This is a genomic window from Lederbergia graminis, from assembly GCF_042655485.1.
GTDB classification, from domain to species: Bacteria; Bacillota; Bacilli; order Bacillales; family Bacillaceae_C; genus Lederbergia; species Lederbergia graminis.
Map to the genome: position 1 here is coordinate 1 of NZ_JBHSMC010000044.1, position 23,815 is coordinate 23,815.

The 23,815-nt window shown below is 35.2% G+C and carries 25 protein-coding genes, 1 tRNA gene and 1 pseudogene; 14 read left to right on the plus strand and 13 right to left on the minus strand.

What is annotated here, in order from left to right:
- Positions 1-576 precede the first annotated feature (576 nt).
- A complete protein-coding gene (gene mreBH, locus ACFPM4_RS19595) occupies positions 577-1,584 on the plus strand; it encodes a rod-share determining protein MreBH (protein ID WP_144923096.1) in 1,008 nt (335 codons plus the stop codon).
- Positions 1,585-1,628: 44 nt separating this feature from the next.
- On the opposite strand, the gene ACFPM4_RS19600 is transcribed toward mreBH, so the two are convergent.
- A complete protein-coding gene (locus tag ACFPM4_RS19600) occupies positions 1,629-3,170 on the minus strand; it encodes a flotillin family protein (protein ID WP_382355691.1) in 1,542 nt (513 codons plus the stop codon).
- A gap of 33 nt (positions 3,171-3,203) precedes the next feature.
- A complete protein-coding gene (locus tag ACFPM4_RS19605) occupies positions 3,204-3,734 on the minus strand; it encodes an NfeD family membrane protein (RefSeq protein ID WP_144923093.1) in 531 nt (176 codons plus the stop codon).
- 197 nt (positions 3,735-3,931) lie between these two features.
- Between ACFPM4_RS19605 and ACFPM4_RS19610 the strand changes: the two genes are divergently transcribed.
- On the plus strand, positions 3,932-4,495 hold the full coding sequence (locus tag ACFPM4_RS19610) for a beta-class carbonic anhydrase (protein WP_144923090.1): 564 nt from the start codon (positions 3,932-3,934) through the stop codon (positions 4,493-4,495).
- Positions 4,496-4,546: 51 nt separating this feature from the next.
- Here the strand turns inward: ACFPM4_RS19610 and ACFPM4_RS19615 are convergent, their stop codons facing one another.
- Positions 4,547-4,816 carry a hypothetical protein gene (locus ACFPM4_RS19615; protein ID WP_144923087.1) on the minus strand — a complete coding sequence of 90 codons (270 nt, stop codon included), beginning with the start codon at positions 4,814-4,816 and terminating at the stop codon, positions 4,547-4,549.
- 152 nt (positions 4,817-4,968) lie between these two features.
- Between ACFPM4_RS19615 and ACFPM4_RS19620 the strand changes: the two genes are divergently transcribed.
- Positions 4,969-5,688 (plus strand): hypothetical protein, encoded by a 720-nt coding sequence (locus tag ACFPM4_RS19620; RefSeq protein ID WP_144923083.1) that lies wholly within the window; start codon positions 4,969-4,971, stop codon positions 5,686-5,688.
- Between the two features lie 18 nt (positions 5,689-5,706).
- The gene (gene sspL, locus ACFPM4_RS19625) at positions 5,707-5,865 is read left to right on the plus strand and encodes a small, acid-soluble spore protein L (protein ID WP_144923080.1); all 159 of its coding nucleotides are present in this window, start codon (positions 5,707-5,709) and stop codon (positions 5,863-5,865) included.
- Between the two features lie 35 nt (positions 5,866-5,900).
- Here the strand turns inward: sspL and ACFPM4_RS19630 are convergent, their stop codons facing one another.
- Positions 5,901-6,476, minus strand: coding sequence for a hypothetical protein (locus tag ACFPM4_RS19630; protein ID WP_382355591.1), 576 nt, complete (start codon positions 6,474-6,476; stop codon positions 5,901-5,903).
- A gap of 156 nt (positions 6,477-6,632) precedes the next feature.
- Between ACFPM4_RS19630 and ACFPM4_RS19635 the strand changes: the two genes are divergently transcribed.
- The 3 genes and pseudogenes from ACFPM4_RS19635 to ACFPM4_RS19645 all read left to right on the plus strand — a co-directional run bounded on the left by ACFPM4_RS19635 (position 6,633) and on the right by ACFPM4_RS19645 (position 10,633).
- Positions 6,633-8,027 (plus strand): PQQ-dependent sugar dehydrogenase, encoded by a 1,395-nt coding sequence (locus ACFPM4_RS19635; protein ID WP_382355594.1) that lies wholly within the window; start codon positions 6,633-6,635, stop codon positions 8,025-8,027.
- A gap of 159 nt (positions 8,028-8,186) precedes the next feature.
- Positions 8,187-8,843, plus strand: a complete 657-nt coding sequence (locus tag ACFPM4_RS19640) for a hypothetical protein (RefSeq protein ID WP_382355597.1) — start codon at positions 8,187-8,189, stop codon at positions 8,841-8,843.
- 903 nt (positions 8,844-9,746) lie between these two features.
- Positions 9,747-10,633: pseudogene (locus ACFPM4_RS19645) on the plus strand (DMT family transporter).
- Between the two features lie 118 nt (positions 10,634-10,751).
- On the opposite strand, the gene ACFPM4_RS19650 reads toward ACFPM4_RS19645, so the two are convergent.
- Both ACFPM4_RS19650 and ACFPM4_RS19655 read right to left on the minus strand, forming a co-directional pair.
- Positions 10,752-11,375: a hypothetical protein gene (locus tag ACFPM4_RS19650; RefSeq protein WP_382355600.1), complete on the minus strand. Its 624-nt coding sequence runs from the start codon at positions 11,373-11,375 to the stop codon at positions 10,752-10,754.
- A gap of 3 nt (positions 11,376-11,378) precedes the next feature.
- Complete coding sequence (locus tag ACFPM4_RS19655) at positions 11,379-11,855, minus strand: RNA polymerase sigma factor (protein WP_382355603.1); 477 nt, start codon at positions 11,853-11,855, stop codon at positions 11,379-11,381.
- Positions 11,856-12,414: 559 nt separating this feature from the next.
- Between ACFPM4_RS19655 and ACFPM4_RS19660 the strand changes: the two genes are divergently transcribed.
- The gene (locus ACFPM4_RS19660; RefSeq protein ID WP_382355606.1) at positions 12,415-13,155 is read left to right on the plus strand and encodes a DUF6199 family natural product biosynthesis protein; all 741 of its coding nucleotides are present in this window, start codon (positions 12,415-12,417) and stop codon (positions 13,153-13,155) included.
- Between the two features lie 185 nt (positions 13,156-13,340).
- Here ACFPM4_RS19660 and ACFPM4_RS19665 read toward each other — a convergent pair.
- Positions 13,341-13,413, minus strand: a tRNA-Arg gene (locus ACFPM4_RS19665).
- A gap of 157 nt (positions 13,414-13,570) precedes the next feature.
- On the opposite strand from ACFPM4_RS19665, the gene ACFPM4_RS19670 reads away from it, so the two are divergent.
- From ACFPM4_RS19670 to ACFPM4_RS19680, 3 genes are all read left to right on the plus strand, one after another.
- Positions 13,571-13,720, plus strand: coding sequence for a hypothetical protein (locus tag ACFPM4_RS19670; RefSeq protein ID WP_186324716.1), 150 nt, complete (start codon positions 13,571-13,573; stop codon positions 13,718-13,720).
- Positions 13,721-13,841: 121 nt separating this feature from the next.
- Entirely contained in the window at positions 13,842-13,985 is a 144-nt protein-coding gene (locus ACFPM4_RS19675) for a hypothetical protein (RefSeq protein ID WP_382355609.1), read from the plus strand.
- Between the two features lie 116 nt (positions 13,986-14,101).
- The gene (locus ACFPM4_RS19680) at positions 14,102-14,902 is read left to right on the plus strand and encodes an AAC(3) family N-acetyltransferase (protein WP_382355612.1); all 801 of its coding nucleotides are present in this window, start codon (positions 14,102-14,104) and stop codon (positions 14,900-14,902) included.
- Positions 14,903-14,927: 25 nt separating this feature from the next.
- Here the strand turns inward: ACFPM4_RS19680 and pabC are convergent, their stop codons facing one another.
- The 3 genes from pabC to pabB are packed head-to-tail and all read right to left on the minus strand — an operon-like array spanning position 14,928 to position 17,754.
- The gene (gene pabC / locus ACFPM4_RS19685) at positions 14,928-15,779 is read right to left on the minus strand and encodes an aminodeoxychorismate lyase (RefSeq protein ID WP_382355615.1); all 852 of its coding nucleotides are present in this window, start codon (positions 15,777-15,779) and stop codon (positions 14,928-14,930) included.
- Between the two features lie 3 nt (positions 15,780-15,782).
- Positions 15,783-16,364 carry an aminodeoxychorismate/anthranilate synthase component II gene (pabA, locus tag ACFPM4_RS19690; protein ID WP_144923053.1) on the minus strand — a complete coding sequence of 194 codons (582 nt, stop codon included), beginning with the start codon at positions 16,362-16,364 and terminating at the stop codon, positions 15,783-15,785.
- A gap of 1 nt (position 16,365) precedes the next feature.
- Positions 16,366-17,754, minus strand: coding sequence for an aminodeoxychorismate synthase component I (pabB, locus tag ACFPM4_RS19695; protein ID WP_382355696.1), 1,389 nt, complete (start codon positions 17,752-17,754; stop codon positions 16,366-16,368).
- A gap of 130 nt (positions 17,755-17,884) precedes the next feature.
- Here pabB and ACFPM4_RS19700 point away from each other — a divergent pair, with 130 nt between their 5' ends.
- Positions 17,885-19,441 carry an ABC-F family ATP-binding cassette domain-containing protein gene (locus tag ACFPM4_RS19700; protein WP_382355618.1) on the plus strand — a complete coding sequence of 519 codons (1,557 nt, stop codon included), beginning with the start codon at positions 17,885-17,887 and terminating at the stop codon, positions 19,439-19,441.
- Positions 19,442-19,708: 267 nt separating this feature from the next.
- Here ACFPM4_RS19700 and ACFPM4_RS19705 read toward each other — a convergent pair whose 3' ends face one another.
- Complete coding sequence (locus ACFPM4_RS19705) at positions 19,709-20,353, minus strand: ThuA domain-containing protein (RefSeq protein ID WP_186324714.1); 645 nt, start codon at positions 20,351-20,353, stop codon at positions 19,709-19,711.
- Between the two features lie 217 nt (positions 20,354-20,570).
- Between ACFPM4_RS19705 and ACFPM4_RS19710 the strand changes: the two genes are divergently transcribed.
- Positions 20,571-20,783 carry a helix-turn-helix transcriptional regulator gene (locus ACFPM4_RS19710; protein ID WP_382355621.1) on the plus strand — a complete coding sequence of 71 codons (213 nt, stop codon included), beginning with the start codon at positions 20,571-20,573 and terminating at the stop codon, positions 20,781-20,783.
- Positions 20,776-21,522 (plus strand): hypothetical protein, encoded by a 747-nt coding sequence (locus tag ACFPM4_RS19715; protein ID WP_144923040.1) that lies wholly within the window; start codon positions 20,776-20,778, stop codon positions 21,520-21,522. Before ACFPM4_RS19710 ends, ACFPM4_RS19715 begins: the two co-directional genes overlap by 8 nt.
- Before the next feature lie 48 nt (positions 21,523-21,570).
- Here ACFPM4_RS19715 and ACFPM4_RS19720 read toward each other — a convergent pair whose 3' ends face one another.
- Positions 21,571-22,716, minus strand: coding sequence for a DEAD/DEAH box helicase (locus ACFPM4_RS19720; RefSeq protein ID WP_144923037.1), 1,146 nt, complete (start codon positions 22,714-22,716; stop codon positions 21,571-21,573).
- 86 nt (positions 22,717-22,802) lie between these two features.
- Entirely contained in the window at positions 22,803-23,741 is a 939-nt protein-coding gene (locus ACFPM4_RS19725; RefSeq protein WP_382355626.1) for a methyl-accepting chemotaxis protein, read from the minus strand.
- Positions 23,742-23,815 lie beyond the last annotated feature (74 nt).

Below are 23,815 nucleotides of genomic sequence, written 5' to 3' on the forward strand. Positions count from 1 at the left end.
ATAGGACCATCTTATAGAATTAAGAATCATTTAAAGCCTGATGACGAGTAAATTTGTACATTCTTAAACAATCAAAAGTGTACATAGTATTCTTGACATTTATAGCGCCTTGCGTGACCGCCTCATCCTTTTTCCCACTTCACCGGGCACATTGAAGCTTCTTGCTCGACCGCATCATCCTTTTTCTCATAAAACCGGACACGATGAGCCTCTCTTCGTGACCTCCTCTCAGCTTTTCACGCAAAACCGGGCACGTATAACTCCTTACCATTCCCTCATCCCAATTAAACATCTTATCGCTAGCAAGAAGTACACTCTGCTCACTTAAAGCCTCCACCTAGCATTTCCCACGTCATTACATACTTTTCCTTTCTATTACTAATTTACAAGCACATTAAATTTTGATAACAGGAAAAAGCTTACTTTTTGGGTAAGTCCCTGTATTGAGTATGTTCCACTCCTTTTCAGTTTGTAACATTCGATTTATTTCCAATATATGTAACAAGCAATCTAGCAAAATTTTGTCTATACTAATAGAACATTGTCTATATATGATATAAAGGGTTTGGTGATTTCATGTTCTCAAATACGGAAATAGGTATTGATTTAGGTACTGCTAATGTACTTGTTTATACAAAGAATAAAGGTATTATATTAAACGAACCTTCAGTTGTTGCAATGAATACGGACACGAATCAAGTTGTAGCTGTTGGGATGGATGCGAAAAATATGATCGGTAAAACACCTGGTAATATTGTTGCGGTTCGACCATTGCGTGATGGTGTTATTGCAGATTTTGACATTACTAGCCAGTTATTAAAGCAAGTTATGAAAAAGGCTGGGAAAGCAATGGGATTATCTTTACGAAAACCTGATGTAGTAGTTTGTACTCCATCTGGTGCTACTTCCGTTGAGCGTCGTGCTATTCATGATGCTGTAAAAGGATGCGGCGCAAAAAATGTCCATTTAATTGAAGAGCCTGTTGCAGCAGCGATTGGCGCTGATCTCCCTGTGGAAGAACCAGTAGCGAACGTTGTTGTAGATATTGGTGGAGGAACTACAGAAGTTGCCATCATTTCATATGGTGGAGTCGTGAACAGCAATACTGTTCGTGTTGGTGGTGATTTATTTGATGATAATATCATTCAATACGTTCGAAAAAAATATAACTTGCTGATTGGTGAACGAACTGCAGAAGAAATAAAAATTGAAATTGGCCATGCTTTAGTAGAGCATCCTGAATTAAAGAAGGATATTCGTGGTCGTGATTTAGTAACAGGTCTCCCAAAAACAGTTACATTAAGCTCAAAAGAAATTCAACAAGCAATGAGGGAATCTTTACTCCATATTTTAGAAGCAATTAGAGCAACATTGGAAAATTCACCAGCAGAGCTTAGTGGTGATATCGTAGACCGTGGGGTTGTATTAACTGGAGGAGGCGCCCTTCTTAATGGCATACAAGAATGGCTGTCCAAAGAAATTATTGTTCCAGTTCACATAGCTCCAAATCCGCTAGAATCGGTTGCAATCGGTACTGGTAGATCACTTAAATTCATTAATCAACTACAAAAAGTATCTAGATAAAGCAAAAACCCCCTTGGGAAATTTCCAAGGGGGTTTGTTTAGTATTAATTATTTTCTTCTGTTTTATTAGCCTCAGTAGACTTCTTGTTCTCACTAATTTCTTGTGTTAGTGCATCAATGCTACCGCGGACATTATTTTTACCAGATAAGTTTTCTAGTAATTCCTTCACGTCAATACCAGCTGATGCTTTTAATGATTCTTGCATTGTAGACATTAGGTTTGTTGCATAGCCAGTAACTTTGTTGGCTCCACCGTTTTCACTATTTCCACCAGTGTCAACAACTGTAATCTTTTCAATGTTACCAAGTGGTGCAGCAACTTGTTTCGCATATTCAGGAAGCATCTTCAAGACCATGTCGAGTACAGCTGCTTTTCCGAACTGTTCGAATGCTTCTGCAACTTTCCGTTTTGCTTCTGCTTCTGCGATACCTTTTAAGCGGATAACTTCAGCTTCGGATTCACCTTGTGCTCTTTGTGCATCTGCTTTCGCAATACCATCTAGACGTATGCGTGCTGCATCAGCTTTTGCTGTCGCCTCTACACGATATTGATGGGCATCTGCTTCCGCCATTTGTCTTACCTTATCCGCAGTTGCAGCCTGCTCAACTGCATAACGATCTGCATCCGCCTTTTTCTTGACCTCTGAATCGTATTGTTTTTCACGACGTAAAATCTCTTTCTCCTCAAGTTCAATTTGCTTTTCACGCTCAATAATTTTGACTTGCATCTCATGTTCTGTTACTGCTTGCTTCGCACGTGCTGTCTCCAAGTCATATGCTTGGTCCGCATTTGCGCGAGCTGTATCTTGTTCACGACGATATTCTGCCATTTTTAATTGGTTTACTTTTTCTGCTTCAGCAATTTCAGTTGCACGTTCAAGCTCTGCTTTTTTCGCTTCTTTTGCAGCTTCTGCACGTTTAATTCTTGTTTCTTTATCTGCTTCAGCAGTTGCAATATCGGCATCGCGTTTTACTTGAGCAATACGTGGTTTACCTAGTGAATCAAGGTAACCATTTTTATCGCGTACTTCTTTAATAGTAAATGATACGATAATAAGACCCATTTTAGCTAAGTCCTGCGAAGCAACACGTTGCACTTCTTGTGAGAACTTATCACGGTTTTTATAGATTTCTTCCACTGTCATTGAACCTAGAATAGAACGCAAATGTCCTTCCAGTACTTCTTTTGCTTCAATTTCTCTATCTTCCTTAGACTTACCAAGAAATTGTTCCGCAGCAGTCGCAATTTCTCCGATAGAACCACCGATTTTAATAATTGCGGTACCATCTGCCATAACTGGAACACCTTGTTCTGTGTAGACTTCAGGTGTCGTAACTTCTAGTTTACTAGATAATAGACTAAGAGGTTCTGCTTGTTGGAATACAGGAAGTACAAATGTACCACCACCACGAATAATTTTTATTTTATTTCCTGATTCATCGACGTGGACATTTTTCCCACCTAAATAACTTCCTGTAACAATTAACGCTTCATCTGGTCCAGCTGTGCGGTATTTTGTTACGAATACACCAATTAAAGCTATTAGTATAAATGCAACAATACCAATGACAATCCAAATTCCCATTTCTGGCATATAAATTCCCCCTCATAAAAATATTTAAGTAAAGCTTGGTTTATATGGTATTACATATAAAACTCCATCTCTCACTTCTATTACAAGTACTTCTGAACCGCCTGCAATTTCTGTATTCTCGTAACTTGCTGCAGGTTTCGAAATCATTCCACTATAGCTCTCAATTACCACTTCACCAAAACCGTTTTGTGGAATTGTAATGATTGCTTTTCCCATTCGACCTTCCAAGGATTTTTCAGTATAACTCAAGGATTGTTCAGCCGAGGACATTGGAACGAGGACAAAAATATTAAGAAGTACATCTAGAATAGCAGCTATAATTGCAGAAATTACAATAATAAGAATACTATTAAGTGAGGTTACCTTTTCCAGTATATAACCGCCTGCAGAAAAAAATGTTATAAATGCTAAAATCAATACTGGATGTAAAAAACCTGTTGCTTCTCCAATACCTTCTAACACATCTCCAAATAACAGATAAAGTATTGTTAATACACCAGAGACAACTAATAATATCAAATAAATAGTTTCAATTGACATTCCAAACAATGTCATAGTCATCAATTCCTTTACATTGTTTTTTTTACTAACAATGCTATTCTACTTCTCCATCCCTCCTTGATAATTGTATTACGAATTAATTGTTAAGAAAGTTTCACATTTGTTAAAAATTTTCTCTATATTAGATCTTTCTTTTATTATACGTGACTTTTATGTAAAATAAAGAAATAGTAAAGAGAGGATGGAGAAAAATGTCATTATTGAACGAAATTCTTGATCACAATAAAACTTTTACCGAAGAAAAATTATATGAGGAATATGCTACCACAAAGTTTCCTGATAAAAAGGCAGTAATTCTAACATGTATGGATACAAGGTTAATTGAACTTCTATATAAGGCAATGAACCTAAAAAATGGTGATGTCAAGGTTGTGAAGAATGCCGGAGCAATTCTTACCCATCCATTTGGTAGTATTATGCGCAGTATTTTAATCGCTGTGTACGAATTACAAGCAGATGAAGTGTTTGTTATTGGGCACCATGATTGTGGTATGAGTGCAATTGAAAGCAGCCATATTTTAGGGATTATGAAAGAACGTGGCATATCAGAAGAGACATTAGACATCATTAGCAGTTCTGGAATAGACCTTGACAGTTGGTTAACTGGATTTGACAGTGTTGAACAAAGTGTACAACACAGTGTGGATATGATCCGTAATCACCCACTGATGGAAAAAACAGTACCTGTACACGGCCTCGTCATTAATCCTGAAACAGGTAAACTTGATTTAGTAACAAATGGTTATGAAATTTAATATGTTAAGCTATTTGTAAAATAAGCCCGGGTTACCGGGTTTTTATTATGCTTACTTTTTGCAGTTCTCCTCTTTATTATCTATTTGTTTCTTTTCCATCATATTCTTACTTCCACTGTAAAGTCCACTAGCAGATAAACCTAACATTGTTCCAACTAATATTCCTTGTTTTAAATTAAAGTCTGCAATATATACAATACCTATGATAATTCCCAATCCTAAAGCAATTACCGGTAACCACCTCGTTTTAACTCCAACCTTTTTACACAACTCAACTAGTCCAATAATAAGCGGGATAATCATTACATCATACACTTCCATTACAGCATTTCACCCCCTACATTATTTTATGAGGCTTATCTACTATTTGTAACGGCCACCCAGAATACAAAATCCATACATAAGATTTTCACCTTGTGGAAAATTAAAGTTGCAGAGATTGCGACAAAATTCATATCAAGGGGTTAATACTCATGAAAAAACTTTGGATGGCATTAATGCTTAGTTTTATTCTTACGTTAGGAGCATGTGGAACTGACTCTGACAATAAGGATACGAATAAAGAAACTCCGGAAGAAAATATTGAAAAAGATGGAGATACTACTACCAAAAAAGATGAAATCACTGATGGGAAAGATGTGGTAGTAGAAAATGGGGAACCTGCTGATGATGAAAATGATCAAAATCAGGAAGCAAATGAAGAAAACAATGACGAAGGAAAGATTGATCAAGGTACGTATAAAGTAGGAACCGATATTGCTGCAGGAGAATACCTCGTATTTGCACAAGGAATGGCCTACATTGAAAATGCATCAGATAGTACTGGCAATTTAGATAGCATCATTTTTAATGATAATTTAATGAATGATGCCCATTCCTATGTGACTCTAAAAGACGGTGAGTATTTTAAATTAACTTCTGGCTATATGTATCCAGTTGATAAAGCTCCATCTGTCCAACCTGATGATGGTTTATATAAAGACGGAATGTACAAAGTAGGTACGGACATTCCTGCTGGTGAATACAAAGTAAAATTAGATAATTCCACAGATATGGGGTATTTAGAAGTGTCCACCAATAGTAGACATGATTTATCCAGTATTGTTACGAATGAAATTGTACAAGCTGACATGTATATTACGGTCAAGGATGGCCAATATATCAAATTACAAGGTGTTAGTATTCAAAAATAAACTTGGAGGTTTTTAAATATGGCTAAAAGTAAAAAAAGTGTCCGTGCACGAAATTACTCTAGTAATAAAGGAAATGCAGCAACTAGTGTAAATCCACAAGGAATCGCAGACACAGAATTTTCAGTGGAGCCAAAAAGCAAATTAGAGAATGCTGCAAAGAAAAAGAACACAAAGTAACTGTTTTAAGAGCAATCGAAGATCTTCGATTGCTTTTATTTTTTATGATTCAAAAATGTGTGAATGAATCGGAATATAGAAATACAAACTTTTTTCCAAATCCAACTATATAGCAAGGAAAATGCAAATGTCCCTAAAATAACCGTAGAACTAATTTTAGTCGTGATTGACGGCCCAAGGATAGCAAATTTCATACCATATAATAAAATACTGATTCCTATTGTTAAAGTGATTGCAGAAAACGCAATAATAAGTATGTTCCTTCTTAAGTACTTCATACTAAAACCTAAACTAAGCCCAAGTAAACCTGTAGTAAATATGAAGATGAATAACTCTGTTGGCTGCAGTATTGCCACCAGAAGGATCGTTAGGAAATATGTCATCACACCTATGTTCATTGATAATAGACATGCTAATACAATTGGTGCTGTACTCATCATACTAAATATATAACCGACTCCAGTGAAAATCCCTGCCGATTGTAATATAGCAGCTAACCCACCTAAGCTCGCACCAGCTACGAGTTGCATCGATTTTGAATAACTATCAATGGTAGGAATAAAAACATCTATCCACATGCTAGACGTAACTTTTTTGAATAATGACCTCACCATCACACCCCCTTATATAGGTAAATGCAGGTAAAAAGTTGTTTATGCGAAAATTGATTATTTCAAATTGATTAGGTACTACAGGATATCACGTACTAATACATTAGCTCTATTCATATTCTGATAAAAGATTACTTTTAAGGGATGTGAAGCAGGGTGAAAAAAATAAAGGTTCGTCTAAGACCAATTGTTAGTAGACTAAATTTGCCTACCGTTATAAAAACAGCAATACTTCCTGGTGAATCGATGGAAAGTTTATTTATCGCTACTCAAGTTGGAGAAATTTTTTATGTAAGAAACAGAGATGTTCGAACCTTTTTAGACATTAGTTCGCAAATAATAAAACTAGGTGGAAAAAGAGGTTCTGATGAGCGCGGTTTATTAGGATTAGCTTTCCATCCTGAATTTCATCATAATGGATTGTTTTATTTGCATTATTCAGTTGCTGGAACACAAGGACCTGGTGCACTGACGGAATCATTTACACCTAACCCGTGCGACCCTAAAACATTATACCTAAAGTGGACGAATAGAGAAAAACAATATGATCATATTGATACAGTTGAGGAGTGGGTAGTTCAGAGGAATGGTCAACCTATAAAAAGTCGTACTTTACTTAACTTGAGAAGACCATTTTCGAACCATAATGGTGTGAACAGCTTAAACTTTTCACCAGAGACTGGGAAACTTGTATTAACAACCGGGGATGGTGGATCTGGATATGATCCATTTAATTTAAGCCAGGATAATCTCGAAATTGCTGGAAAAATAATTGAGATAGATGTAAAGAAAAATACATCCATTACAAATCCACCAGTCGTTTCCCGTTTCAGTGAACTCCCTGTCTCCATCCAAGAAATGCTTTCTGTAATAGTGAAAGGAGTTCGCAATATACCGGGAATCGCATTCCAACGCTATAACGACCGCTTTTTAAAATATGTAGGTAATGTTGGCCAGGGGTTAGTAGAGTCTATTTTTATATTCACGCAATATAAGCCCATCCCTGTAACACAACTCACTTCATCTTCCCTTAATACGGAAGGATTTATTAACTTAGGATGGAGAGGCTGGGAAGGTGCATTCCCTACTACCATTATTAAAGACTGTTCCAGCAACCCGAATTTGAAGGAACAAACAATTGCTTATTATAATGAAGCAGTTAACACCTCCGTAAAGAGGCATCCACCGTTAATAAGTTATTTCCATCAAGATGCCAGGCAGGATAAATTTTCGGGTACGGCCATTACAGGAGTACAACCGTATTTGGGAAATACAATTTCTGATTTAACAGGAAGCGTAGTATTTATCGACCTCGCAAATAGAAATCAATCCCCATCCAAAGGTGTTTTAGCTTATACGAGAATTACAACAGATAATAATAACTTGAGTGATTATAGTGTAATTGAAACGGATTATAATTTCGGAGATAAACCAGCATTCTATGTTAGTCTCGGAACAAATTTAGACCAAACTAGATTATTCTTAGGAGTTAATGGCTCCATGAAAGTGACGGATTATAACCAAGGTACGGTTTTTGAAGTAATTTCTTGAATAGAATATACCGCAAATAGTGAAAAAGGGGATGGAAGAATATTCACCATCCTTTTTTCTCCTCCCTTTAAATAGGTCTATAATCCCAAAATCTGTCGAAAGTAAGAATATATAGTATAATCAGGACGTTATTACTATTTAATGGGGGAAATGCAAAAAATGAATCATGAAACGAACAACCACTCTTCCACTGGCACTAGTGCCAAATCTACTAGCTCCAGCAAAAAAGTTGTAGCAATTTTAGGTGCCATCATTTTAATAGGTGTAATTATTTATTTTTTATTCAATAAGGACAATAATACTTCGGGTCTTTCTGCACTAGATGGTCTTCGTCCTATTCAAGAAACTATAATGAAGTATGACATGGAAGAATTAACTGAAGTTCGCAAAGAAGGTGTATCACCTTTAAATCTGATCCTGGTTGGTAATGATATCGATGTTAAAGGTGCTGAATTACAAAATGCAATAAAACCTGTTATTAGTGAGTTAGGTCTTAAACAACCTAACGCTAATGAAGCAACTGCTATTTGGTTCCTATCAAACAACCCAGAAAATCGTGACCTACGTGTCGGCTTATTAGCATATGAGTGGTATCTACACCATAATGTCATTATAAATAATAAGAAAGATATGACGTATCATAAAAATGCTTTGTCAGAACTACCAGCAATAAAAAAAGCTATAATGGAAAATATTTTGCCCGCTTACTTTTTGGACCGATTTAAAAATGAGATCCCTGATGAAGAAACGATGTTATTTTGGTCAGGCTCATTCCAAGATGTGTATGATTATATGCATGTTACTAATGTATATTAATGGGAGAGGAAAAAACACTTTGGATAAACATATCCAAAGTGTTTTTATCTTCTTCATAACTAAAGATATTGTACAAATGTTTACATTATTGCTACTCAGTAATTGGATTACCTACTATTGTTTCTAAGTCATTACTACTAAATTTCCTTTATATGATATCTACACCTAGTCATTCGCCTTTTCTGCATTAAAAATAGATCATCAACACACACTACTTTCATGAAAGAAAGTAATAAAATTCATGTTTACGTACTAATTCATTTACTAAAAAGGATTGATCGAATGCCACATAATTTACTTAAATTCTTATTAGTATTCTTTTCAGTAATTTCGGGTTTTTTCCTCCCTAAGAGATCAATCGTTAGGTATTTACCTGTAACTATATTTTCAACTGCTACAATACTTCTAGAAATACTTTATTTTACTATTCGCAAACTATGGAATGTTAAAGGTGGAAGGAAAGGAATTATTAGTACAGCTTTATCTTTAGTAATTGGCCCTTATTTCTTTTCTAATTTATGGGTTTTTTCCATTTATCAAAAGGGAAATTCTTGCGTTATACATTACTAAATATCATTGGTGATTTAATATATGCCTTTCCTGGTATAAAATTATTTAGAAAATGGAACTTTTTCAAACTAAACATTAGTTCGTTGCAATTTTTCATATTACTTATTACGAATGCCTACTTAAATTATGCGTTTCACAAGTTGTTCGAGAAAATAACCGTACACAAAGTCAAATAATAACAGTAAAAAGCAAGGGTAAAATATACTCATACCTTGCTATTTCTGTTTTTTAAATTCGCCCATCATTCCACTTAGCAGGTTCGGACATCCTTAAAAGTATAATAAAAATACTATTTAGTATAAAATAGGACAGTTAGTATTTGATCTTGAAAGGATGAAAGATTTGTTAAAAGCATATGCTTGGCTCACCTTTTGTGTAATTGTATGGGGGAGCAATTTTGTTTTTGGAAAGATTTTAGTGCAAGACTTTTCTCCAACTTTGTTAACCATGCTTAGACTTTTGTTTATAGTATTATTTTTACTTGGATTATTCTCATATAAAAAGCACTTTAAACGAGTTAATAAATCTGATTTACTGGCAATTTTCCTTCTAGGGGTTATTGGTGTTTTTATAAACCAATGGTCTTTTTTTGTAGGTTTACAAACCGCTGATCCAACTACTTCTGCATTAATTTTGGCAACTACCCCTATTATAACTAGCGTATTAGCTGCCATTTTTTTGAAAGAAAAATTAACACTTAGTATGATGATAGGGTCGATTGTGGCAATTATAGGTATTTATCTGGTTGTAGCAAATGGCGATTTATCTTCATTGCATGTAGATAAAGGTCTATTTTGGATTGTTATAACAATGATAACTTTCGCAATAATGATCATCATGACGAGGCTTCTTTCTCATAGAATAGATCCACTTACTATTACTTTATATTCAAATGTTGTAGGTTTAATTGTGGCAATTCCTTTTACTTTTATACTGGACAAGCCCTTAAAGGTAAGTACAAATATGTCGGATTGGTGTTTCTGATAGGAACTGCTATTGTTGTACATGGTATTGCTACACTAATTTGGAATAATAACATTAGACATGTAGATGCTTCAAAGGCTTCAATATTATCTAATTTAGAACCTTTTGTAGCAATGGTTATGGGATTGATATTACTTTACAAACCGATAACTGGCTCAGAGATTTTAGGTTCACTATTTATAGTTGGAGGAGTGGTGCTATCTACTTATCAAAGAAAAAAGTTAAAATTACCTTAATTGAATTTGTTTATGGTACACGAACCCTAAATTAGGGATCTGTCAAGTAGAGATGGATTCCTTTTTGATTACTTTTGAAAACAAAATATACTTGTATGCCCTGCCATACCTGTCTTTCTTATTCTGATTTCAATTCAATTAACTCTGACTCTTTATCCCACTCAATGAGTAACTTCATTTTGTAGTCTTTCGTCGGCAAAGGTTCAAAACTACCAGATATGCCTAAGAGATATATTCCGTTTTCAGGTTCATCTTCGTAAGTTGTACTTCCACTTCCAGTATCACTACCTGCATCATAATAATATTTTATTGTACCTGTCGGATTTGGTTTCTCACCAATGTATTTTACATACAAATCTGCTGAAAACTTATCGTTATCTCTCACCTTATAAGCAATATAAACTGCTGCCCAATTTTCCCCATGTCCCTTAAACTTAACATACTCCATATTTGAATCATTAAGAATGTCTTTAATTACAAATTCCTCAATAAAGGAATAATGATCATTACTGTCAATAATCGCCCTATCAGAAAACTTTAAATCTATATTTTGAGTAAATATAAGCATGCAACATATACCAATCGCAGTGATAGTTAGGAATGAAACTAAAAGTTTTGGAGTTAAGAATTTCCTTTGTGTGGTATCATTTAAAATAGCGTATTTCATTTTATCTTTTGATTGTCTACTTAGTTTTACTGCGTCGTTTAGTTTTATAAAGTCATTGTCTTGAAGTTTCTTCATATTTCATCCCTCCCCTTCATCTATAATTTTCTGTAGCTTTTCTATTGCTCTTGCCGTTGTCATTTTCACTTTACTCTCACTCCATCTAAGGACAGAAGCAGTTTCTTTAACAGATAATTGTTGAATTTTCCGCAATATAATAACTTGCTTATAACTTAATTTTAATTTTGAAATAGCCTGATATAGCTCTTCCAAATCACTTTTTTCCAGGAAACTTTCTTCAGCACTTTTTACATGTATAGGGGAGTCAAAAAGTGTTGGAATTGGATGCTTTTTTCTAAAATAATTCATGGTCGTTGTATAAGCTATTCGATACAACCAAGTTTTTAGCTCAGAGTTCCCTTTGTACTGATGTGACTTAATATGTGCTTTGATGAAGGTCTCCTGCGTTAAATCCTCTGCAATTTGATGATCTTTTACCATGAAAAAAATATATTTATAAATAAGTTCTACATACTTTTCAAACCAAGTTTCAATCACATCTGAAAACCCCCTTTTAATCTATAGACACATTAAAAGTTTGATTGGTCACATAATTCAAATAAATTAAATCTCACTATAAAAAAACCATCAATTGATGGTCTCTGATACACGCCGTGAATCAATCCTTTTCATTTATTTGCTTTAATAACATAATTATTTCTTGCTGTTGTTTATTCCCTTTTCTGAGCTGTGCTTCTATGGAAAAAAGCGTAATTATGATTGCGATAAGACATAATAAAAACCACATAATATAATCCCCCACTCTTTTCATTGAATATTTAACTTTATTCGATTCATCAGCCAGTTAGTAGTCTACATTCTATTTAAAAAAGCTTTATTCCTTTTTGGATCATCGTATTCTGTTTACATTATAACTACCAATTAATTGGAAAGACGATTCTTATTATATAAGAAAATACTAAACGTTAGGTTTTTATGATGTGATTTAGAAATTCAATTTTTTTAATACAGTAATATGAGTTTCAATGAAACATTCATATCTTTGTATCCGTATTAAAAGTAAGCTATTTTGTTTATTTGAAAAGAGGGCGGTTCAGTGGGGATTAAAAAGACAAGTAAAGGTTTAGGTAGTATGTTGCTTAAGGTGCTTTTGTTCACTTTATTGCTTATATTAATTGTTTTCTATTTTAAAACATTTTTTTCTTATGGTATTTATTTTGGAGAGGATAATACTTTCTTAAAAAAGAAAACGCTATCAAGCGAAACATACTATTCTGGTAGTAACTGGAGTGGAGACTTCAAAATAATTATTAAAGGAGAAAAAGACGCACATAGCCGTGCAGAAGTGTTATTTGAGCTGCCAAATAATATTCATCGTCGATACACCGTTACTTTTGAAGATGCTAGTCATTGGGATTATGGTATTCGTAATATAAAAGATTCAAAAGGGAATATCATTTTTGAAGGGAAATATTTGCAAAACAGTCCCTTTTTATTTGATAAGCATGGAAATCCAGTTATGGAAGAACCTCGAGTTCTGATGGATGGAGAATCTCCATACTCGGCAGTGTATAAAGTACCTCTGAAAACTATTGCGGATTTAGCAATGATGGTAAATGAAACAATTCGAGGTAAATTTCCTTTGCTAATTTTAGCTTTGTTTATCTTTATATATACTGCAATAGATTACAAGTTTCCATTATTCTTCTTTAAACTTAGCAATATATTGGTTGTTAGAGACCCTGAACCACATGATTTTTATATTTTTACGCAAAGACTCTCGTGGTATATTTTCCCAATATTTGGATTGGTTATATCCTTGATCGCAATATATTAAGTATAATTAATTAGTGAAGCAATGAGCATCATTACTATGTGTCTATCCAAGTCTTTTTTTAAAGTGTTTAAATTGAACTTTTAATTAAAAAAATTTGTCCCCAATTTAACCCCAAGTATAAAAAAACCTTTCTAGACCAACCTATAAACAAAACAAAAAACCTTGCCACAGCAAGGTTTGGTTGACGGCCCCGGCAGGAATCGAACCTGCGACGCACGGTTTAGGAAACCGACGCTCTATCCTCTGAGCTACGGAGCCATTATTTAGACAATATTTTTAACACAAGAAGTATTATAATATAAAATTCCTTTGATTAAAAGGAAAAACTCCATTATACTAAAAGTAACAGCACTATTATTTTCTTATTCGAAAAGAAACAAAATGATATAGCATTGGTAAAAAAGGAGGCAGTGACATGCAACTTGGCATTCTACTAGGTCTAATTTTTGTCATTGGTGTAGTAGCATTATTTATTATTTACTTTATTAATTCTGCTATGGATACAAAAGACGCTAGCATCATTGACGAAGTACCAGAAAATCATTTAAATCCAAAAAATAACTAAACGTTGGTCTCCGATTTGTTTCAAATAGGAGACCTTTTCCACATTTTCTATTTCGCTTCTTTTATTTCATGGAATGTGCACAAATTTAGTGCATACATTGGAATATATGGGAGGGATTTAGATGGATTTAATTGTGACAATTGGACTTATTGGTGTAATTGGCGCAGTCGCAGCTTTTCTTAGCTACTATCTTAGCAGTGCTTTGAATTTTGAAGATGCAAAACGAATCGATGAAGTCCCTAAAAATGATAATACACAAGAATAATGTACTAACCCTTCTTCTATGATGAAGGGTTTTTTAATTGTAACGAATTACTTCCATTTTCTAAATATTACGATACAATATATAGCTAGTACTTCATAATAGAAAGGAAATATGTTATGCACACAAAGGGAAGCTTACTTGCTGATTTAGAGAAACTCTCAATTAACCCTAAAGGGACTGTTTTAGTACATTCATCATACAAAAAAATTGGAGAAGTGAATGGTCGAGCAGACACTGTTCTAGATGCATTTGAGGAGTATATGAAAGATGGATTATTAGTATTTCCAGCACATACTTGGTCTTATATTAATGCGAAAAATCCTGTTTTTTCTGTAAAAGACTCTCACTCCATTGTTGGGATTTTAACAGAGTTATTCAGGCAAAGAGAACATACCATTCGCTCTGCTCATCCTACTCATTCTGTCTCTGCACTAGGGAAAGATGCAGTTGAATTTACAACTGGGGATGAATATTGTACAACCCCTTGTGCAAGAGAATCAGCTTGGGGAAGATTACTAGATCGCAATGCTCAAATTATACTTGTTGGTGTAGATTTGCGCAGAAATACGTTTATGCATGGAGTTGAAGAATGGGCCGACATCCCTGGAAGAATGACGGACACATATGAACCGCTTGTTTCCATCTTGGAAGATGGTACGAGAGTTGATGTACCTTCCCGTCGTCATACAGGATTAGCATGGCACGAACATTTCTGGAAAGTGGAAGAAATTCTACTTAACCGTGGTGCAATGCATATCGGAAAATTCGGTGATGCCGAAACCCGTGTATGTGATGCAAAATTACTAACAGAAGTATTAATGGAAATGTTGAAAGATAACCCAGACTTATTTTCAGATAACGAACCACTAAGTGAGGAAACAATTAAATATTATTCAAAACTTCCTCAAAATGCATAAAAACAGGATGGTCTCATCGTCATATTCATGACTTTGGACCATCCTTCTTTATCGCTTGATGATAAATAGAATAAAGCTGTTGAACGAGTCTACCGTTTTTACCGGGATAAAAGTGTTTGTCTAATTTATTTACAGGAATGATTTCTTGAACTGAGTTCGTAAAGAAAATCTCATCTGCTTGACCTAAATCTTCCACCTTAAACAATCCTATTTTCACATCTATACCTAGTTCTTGCGCAATCCTTATAATAAATTGTCTTGTAATTCCATTTAAAATTCCTGTTTCAAGGGAAGGTGTGCAAAGAACACCATCTCGTAGCCAAAAGATATTCGAAGTTACTCCTTCTGCGATAAAACCATCTTTCGTTAACATTAATCCCTCTTTATTCGGATCTGCTCCTAATTCTAATTTTGCCGCCACATTATTGAAAAAGTGATGCGATTTTATACGTATAGTTGTTTCTGGAGTATTTCGGACTGTTTTTAATATAACCGCTTCTTTTTCACGCAATGGTTCAATACCTACTAGTGGCTTCTGAAAAACAATGACAGTCGGCTCACTATAAGGATTTGTTTGTAAACCTATTTCCCCTATACCAGCAGAGACATTAAAGCGAATATAGGAATTTTGTAAGTCATTCAAGCGTGATAGCTCCTTCAATATTTTCTCCACCTGTGAAGTACTAAATTCCAGAGCTATATTCATTTCCTTCATACCACTATTAAGCCGCTCTACATGCTGATTTAATAGAAAAGCGTTACCTTCATATGTCCGCATTGTTTCAAACACACCAAGCCCGTATAAATACCCATGATCAAAAGGTGATATTGTCGCCTCTTCCCGTCGGATATATTGTCCATTAAGAAAGATATACATGGCTCAGATTTCTTCCTTCCGATAACATTGGAGGAAATTTTGCAATAGTTGCATTCCAGGGTCCGTTAAAATCGATTCGGGATGAAATTGAACACCCTCCACCGCAAACTCTTTGTGACGAATTCCCATAATTTCTTCCTCATCTGTCCACGCAGTAACTTCTAAGCAGTCTGGAAGTCCGACTTGTTCTACAATTAATGAATGGTAGCGAGTTGCCCTGAAAGGATTGTCTATTTGCGTAAAAATTGTTTTACCGTCATGATGAACAAGAGACGTTTTCCCATGAAATAGTCGTTTTGCTTTTATAACTTTCCCTCCAAATACTTGAGCAATCGCTTGATGTCCTAGACAGACGCCAAGTATTGGGATTTTCCCTGCAAAATGTTGAATTACTTCTAGAGAAATGCCAGCTTCATTCGGTGTACATGGACCAGGAGATATAATGACATAGTCTGGATTTATTTGTTCTATTTCAGGAATCGTAATTTCATCATTTCTTTTTACGATAATTTCTTCCCCAAGTTCACCTAAATATTGCACTAAGTTAAAGGTAAAGGAATCATAATTATCTATCATTACAATCATTTTAGTTCCCCCTTTTCTCCGCCATTTCTTTTGCTTTCCAAAGTGCAGCGGCTTTTTTCAAGGACTCTTTGTATTCTGCTTTTGGATTCGAGTCAATGACAATTCCAGCCCCAGCTTGGACATGGCAAAGGCCATCTTTTACAAGCATCGTGCGAATCACAATATTTAAGTGTACATCTTGATTAAAGCCAATCCAACCTATCGAACCTGTATAAATACCACGTTTTACTTGTTCTAGCTCTTCAATAATTTCCATCGTTCTTATTTTCGGTGCACCAGTAATTGTTCCTCCTGGAAAAACAGCATCGATTAAGTTAGCTACACCCTTTTCTTCTCGAAGAACACCGCTTACATGTGACACAATGTGCATAACATGTGAATACTTTTCAACCGTCATCAGTTCATCCACTTTTACCGATCCATATTCACACACTCTTCCAAGGTCATTTCGCTCTAGATCAACGAGCATAATATGTTCTGCACGTTCCTTTTCATTTTCAATCAATTCATTCACTAATCTCATATCTTCTTCTTCATTTTCACCACGTGAGCGCGTCCCAGCAATTGGTCTCGTACTTACTTTTTGACCATCCTTTTTAATTAACAACTCTGGTGAACCAGAAACAATTTGAAATTCTGGTGTATGCATATATCCCATATATGGAGAAGGGTTTAACAAACGTAATTCTTTATACACTTCAACTGCCTCAACAGCTAATGGGCGTGACTGTCGAACGGCTAAATTAACTTGAAACACGTCGCCTTCCGCAATGTATTGTTGCACTTTTTCGACTGCTTCCACATATTCTTCTTCCGTAAGTGAAACTTGGAGTTCATTGTCAACTTGAGGCATTTCTCTTGGTTTTACAGAAACTGCAGATGATAACCAAGATGATTTTGCGGATTCCAGTTTTTCTTGCGCATTACCGCGATTTAATACCATCACCCACAAACATTCTTCCACATGATCAAATACTGCCCATTCATCAAAAACGAGAAAGTAAATGAGTGGTAACTGTAAATCATTTTGTGCGATGTTTGGGAGTTTCTCAATACATTGTCCATAGTCATAGCTAATGTATCCAATTGCCCCGCCTTGGAAATCTGGAAGCCCAGGGATTGGTCGGAAATAAAATTGTTGCATCCATTTTTCTAGTTCGTGAAGAGGATTCCCTTCCAATACATATTTCTCTCCACCTTCTTCAATTTCTATTGTGTTTTTTGTTCCTTTCACAACCGCAAATGGCTTAATCCCAGCAATGCTATAGCGACCAGCTCGACCGCTTTCTAGAAGAATATGTTGCTCTTCCTTTTTAGATAAAATTTCATAACAGTGAAAAAAATGATCCTTATGTATATCATTAACTTTTTCATATAAAACTTTTTGCATCACTACATCACTTCCATTCTTCACATATGGATGATTGTACCATTTCCAGTGTTTATTAAGAATAGCTATTTTCAACAGAATGAATTTCGTTATAATAGAAAAGGATGTAAATAAATTTAGGAGTAATGACATGAGTATTTTATCTGTAACTAATCTTAGTCACGGTTTCGGTGACCGGGCTATTTTTAATAATGTTTCGTTTCGTCTATTAAAAGGCGAACATATTGGATTAATTGGCGCAAACGGTGAGGGTAAATCTACCTTTATGAACATAATCACGGGGAAACTACAACCAGATGAAGGTAAAGTAGAATGGGCTAAGAAAGTACGTGTCGGCTATCTGGATCAACATGCCATTTTAGAAAAAGGCTTAACAATACGCGATGTGTTAAAAATGGCATTCCAATATTTATTTGATCTTGAAAATGAGATGAATGAGATTTATGGAAAAATGGGTGACTCGACACCTGAGCAGTTGGAACAGTATTTAGAGGAAACTGGTGTCATACAAGACATGCTCACAAACAATGATTTCTATTTAATCGATGCAAAAATTGAGGAAATCGCGCGTGGACTTGGACTGGATGACATAGGACTTGAGCGTGATGTTGTTGACCTCTCTGGTGGACAAAGAACAAAAGTCTTATTAGCAAAACTTTTACTGGAAAAACCAGATATTTTACTATTAGACGAGCCAACAAACTATTTAGATGAGGTTCATATTGAATGGTTAAAACGCTACTTGCAGGAGTATGAGAATGCGTTCATTCTAATTTCTCATGACATTCCATTTTTGAATAGCGTAATCAATTTAATTTATCATATGGAAAATCAAGAATTACATCGCTATGCAGGGGATTATGAAAATTTCTTGAAGGTCCATGAGATGAAAAAGCAACAAATGGAAGCCGCCTTTAAAAAGCAACAAAAAGAAATTTCTGAGTTAAAGGATTTTGTTGCTCGCAATAAAGCACGTGTGTCGACTCGAAATATGGCAATGTCACGTCAAAAGAAGCTGGATAAAATGGAAGTAATCGAACTAGCGGGAGAAAAGCCAAAACCAGAATTTAATTTCCGAGAAGCGCGTGCTGCTGGTAAGGTAATTTTTGAAACAAAAGAGCTAGTGATCGGCTATAATGAACCACTTTCTCGACCACTTAATTTACGCATGGAACGTGGACAAAAAATCGCATTAACAGGTGCTAACGGGATTGGAAAAACTACCTTACTTCGTAGTATTCTTGGAGAAATTAAACCAGTATCTGGGCATGTCGACTTAGGTGATTACTTGCATATCGGATATTTTGAACAAGAAATTAAAACGAGTAATGGAAACACTTGTATTGAAGAGGTGTGGAATGAGTTTCCTTCCTTTACTCAATATGAAATCCGCGCAGCCCTTGCAAAATGTGGTTTAACAACAAAACACATTGAGAGTAAAGTAGAAGTATTAAGTGGTGGCGAAAAAGCGAAAGTTCGCCTTTGTAAGTTGGTAAACAATGAAACGAATTTACTTGTATTGGACGAGCCTACAAACCATTTAGACGTAGATGCAAAAGCAGAATTAAAACGAGCTCTCCAAAACTATAAAGGTTCAATACTTTTAATAAGCCATGAACCAGACTTTTATCAAGATGTTGCTACAGATATCTGGAATTGTGAATCTTGGACTACGAAAGTGTTTTAATTTAATCGCTAATAGACATTTCACCAGTTAATTAACTGGGAATTGTCTATTAGCTTTTGTTTTATTCGACATTATTACTTTAATGATTCTTCGAAAAGGACATTAGATGGATTCTATTAGACATTTCAACTATATGAATCCGTCAAATTGTCCATTAGAGCCATCCTATTAGACATTTCAACGGTAATTCACCTTCCAATTGTCCATTAGAGCCTTCCTATTAGACATTTCATTTGAAATACCACTTCAAACTGTTCATTAGAACCTCTACATCTTACAAACTACCTTCAATCCATTTACTAACATGTCAATTACTGCAGGATGTGTAGTGCCTTCCTCAAAATGGGATGGTGTTAAACATACAACGCTCCCTTTTCCATATTCATGCGTCCAGCCGGCGATTGATGCTCCATCTTCAGACTCAGAAGTTAGAAAAATATTAGTCTTCTCTTCCTCACATACGACAAAGTAATGTTCATCAAATATCGTAAACTCCTCAACATTCTCAACGATGCTGGATCCAGATACGGGCTTATATGTAATATCTTTTGGTGCGGGATGGTGTTCGAAATAGCCTTTTATCATCTCCGTATAAGTTTGGACATTTTGAAAAGATGCGATCCCAGAATGCCATGCGAACCAGCCTCCACCAGCATCCACATAATCACTTACTGTTGCAGCTAATTCCTCATCCATCCATGTAATTACATGTTCGTCTTGTGGGTTCAATTTATTTAGTTTAAAAAGAATCACTGCATCTGGTTGTGTCTCTAGTTTTTCTAATAACTCATTTTCAGAAGCATATTCTAGTTCCACCTCTGGAAGATTAAGCAAAGCTTTATTTAGAGCGGATATTGCCACTTCTTTCGGATGATAAAAATCCCCTACTAACGCTACAACTCGCTTCTTCATCATTTGCACCTCAATTTCAAATATTTCAGTTTATATCCAATATACAGTAATCATTATATGGATGCCAAAGATTCCTCATGTAATAGAACTTCAAAGAAATTAATTTCTTTATAAATAATCCTTCACTGAAAGCATATAGTTAATTATACTTGACGAAATGTTAACTAAACTTTACATTATGTATACAAAAGTTAACACCTTATGAAAGGAGTTACAGATGCTTCGTAATCGAGTGAAGGAACTAAGAGCAAGGCATGGATTTTCTCAAACAGAATTAGCTAATCGTGTAGGTGTTACAAGACAAACAATTGGTTTTATCGAAAAAGGAGAGTTTTCACCTTCCATTACATTATCTTTACGATTAGCAAAAGAATTACAAATAAAGGTTGATGAATTATTTTGGCTAGAAGGAGAGGATGCTGGTGAATAAAAACGATTTTCGTGTAAATATCCCACTATGGAACATTGCCTTATGGTGCATTTTGATTGTTTGGACATACGGTGTTACGTATGCAGCAGATCTGTTATTCAGTAATTTTGAAGGCTTCTTTATGATGGTGGATAACGAGTTAACAATAAAATGGCACACACCAGGAATGCTTTCGCTTATTGTTGGTTCTATTTTATTAGCGATATTCTTCCTTACTTACTATATAAAACTTAAAAATTACAATTCTAAAAATCCCCATAATAAGGTGCCAGCAATTACTTTCTTAAGACCAGGAGAACTCTTAGAAGATGACGAAATGTTACGTCAAGTGACAAAGAATGCGACCAAAAAAGTATACATTCTCTACTCCCTAACAGTTCCGTTACTGATTTTCATTATGATCATCTTTCCATTGGATCGTTATGTATATATCGTGTTACTATCTTTGCTTTTAATTGTTCATAATGCTTTATATTATAGAGAGATACGAAAGTTTATTTCTGGGGATTATTCCCTCTCTAACACGTCAAAACCAATGTTCAATAAATTACAAAGGGGATTTATCGGTTTTGTTGTAGTTGCTTTCATACTTGTCATCACTATCCCCACTATCCGAATCGTACAAATGGAAATAGAACACAAAGAATCACTACAAGAATTTAAGGCATGTGTTCATGAAGGTAAAACTGCAACATTGGAATTGAAAGAAAACGGCTCTACAACTGTAATATGTGAGTAAAAATTAATAAAAGGAAGCCCGTATAAAAAGTAGGCTTCCTTTCATTTTCTATTTTCTTTTTTTCCACTCGACGAATTGTCCTTTATGAATGCGTCTCGGCTCTACGGTAATGTTTAGTTGTCTTCCATATTTCTTCAGTTCTCGTTCTTCACGTGGCCCGACCAAGGATACAACCGTTCCTTTTGCTCCCATTCTTCCGGTTCTACCTGAGCGATGAATATATTGCTCGATGTCCGCTGGGAAGTCAGAGTGAATAACATGAGTTAATCCTTCCACATCCAATCCTCTTGCAGCTACATCTGTCGCAAGTAAAATGCTAACTTGTCCATTGCGTAATGCTTTTAGTGCTTTTTCGCGTTCATTTTTATTAAGCTCACTATGAAGAATCCCGACAGACACTTTTTCAAACTTCAGTTTCTCTGCTAGTACGGTCATGTTACCTACATCGCGTACAAATACAAGTCCCTTCATTCCCGGCATTGCAGCAATTTTTTGTAAAAGTTTCGCTTTTTCTCGTTGTTCACTCAATAAATAATAATGATTCACGTTTGATTCTGCCGTTTCACTCTTACGACCAATTTTCACAGTTTCAGGTTTTCTTCCTAAAATTGCTGTCACTTGATCAAAATCTTCTACTGGAGTTGCAGAGAAAAGTAGCAATTGGCGGTCGTTCATTGCTGATTTTACAACCGTTCGAACAGTTTCAAGGTGTTCTTTTCCTAATAACTGGTCGCCTTCATCCAAAACAATAGTTTTTACTTCGTGCATTTTTAACTTTTTCAGTTTTATTAATTCTAAAATTCTTCCAGGTGTACCAACAATGATTTGTGGTCTTTCTTTCAGTTTATCTATTTGTCTTTTTATGTTGGCACCACCAACTAATGATGCTCCTTTAATTTTCGTCCCTTTCACCCATTTTTGAACTTCTTGATAGATTTGCATGACAAGTTCACGTGAAGGAGCTAAGACAACCGCCTGTAATCCATTCGCATCCTCATTTATTTGCTGAAGGACTGGTAGTAAGTAGGCAACCGTCTTCCCGGTACCTGTTGGTGATTGGGCGATCATATCTTTCCCAGCTAAAATTTCTGGGATAGCTTCATTTTGAATATCTGTCGGTTTCGTAAAACCACTTTCTTCCCATGTTTTTTGCAACGCTGGCTTTAATGTATGTAAAAATGTATTCTCACTCATTATAATTCTCCTTTATGTCTCAAATCCTTCTCCACATCATACTACAACTAATGAAAAAAATAAAAAACTGCCTCCATTGGAGACAGTTATATTTTCAACTGGTGGATTCCATTTTCAAGTCGTTGATCCACTTCTTTCGCATCCTCTATATGATCGAGAATCATTTCATATGCTTGCGAGAATAGGTTTCTTGCTTCTTCCAATTCCTTTTTTACCGCTTCCGACAATTGCTTCTGTTCTTCTATCATATCTTGTACTGCACTGATATCTAGTTGACTATGCTCCACCGTTTTCATCATGTTGTTGATCTTATCAGCTGTATTTAAACTGACGAGAATACCTTTATCAACAAGTGCAGCACTTTTCTTCGTTGCTTGTAAAGCTATCTGTATATCCTCTTGAAGTGAAGTCGTTAATGCTTGAATGTCAGATGTGCTTTTTGCAGTGCTTTCTGCAAGCTTTCTAACTTCTTGGGCAACAACTGCAAATCCTTTTCCATATTCGCCAGCTCTTGCTGCTTCAATAGAAGCATTAAGAGCAAGCAAATTTGTTTGTGAGGCAATATTCTCGATCACACCAACGATCGATTGAATTTCACCTGAGCGCTCACTTAAATTCGTCATATTTTTTTCAGAAGCAAGAATCTCTACGCCTAATTCTTGAATTACATCTGCAGTATTTTTCACATCTTCAGAACCTTGTTTGGCATCTTCAACCATTTTTATAGAGAACTCTTTTAGCGAATTACCTTTGTCAAAAAGCTCATTTGATTTATTGGAAGTTTGATCACTTAAGTCAGATACATTCTCAAATCTCTTTTCAATTTTCTTAACGGCATCTCCAAGTTCATGATGCTGAGCATTTACTTTCTCATGCTGATCGACAGCTGCATGAATTTCCTCTTGTACCTTCAATAGCCATTCTTTATCCGCCATATCTTTATGCTGATAAGAAGATTTGAGTTGTTCTATTTCCTTTTGTAACTGTTCAATTCGTTGTTCTTTAGCCTTTTTCGTTTTAAACATAGCTGCGCCTCCCATGATGGATGCCTTTTTACCTACTATAGCATAAGAGAACAACTTTATAACAGTTTAATAGT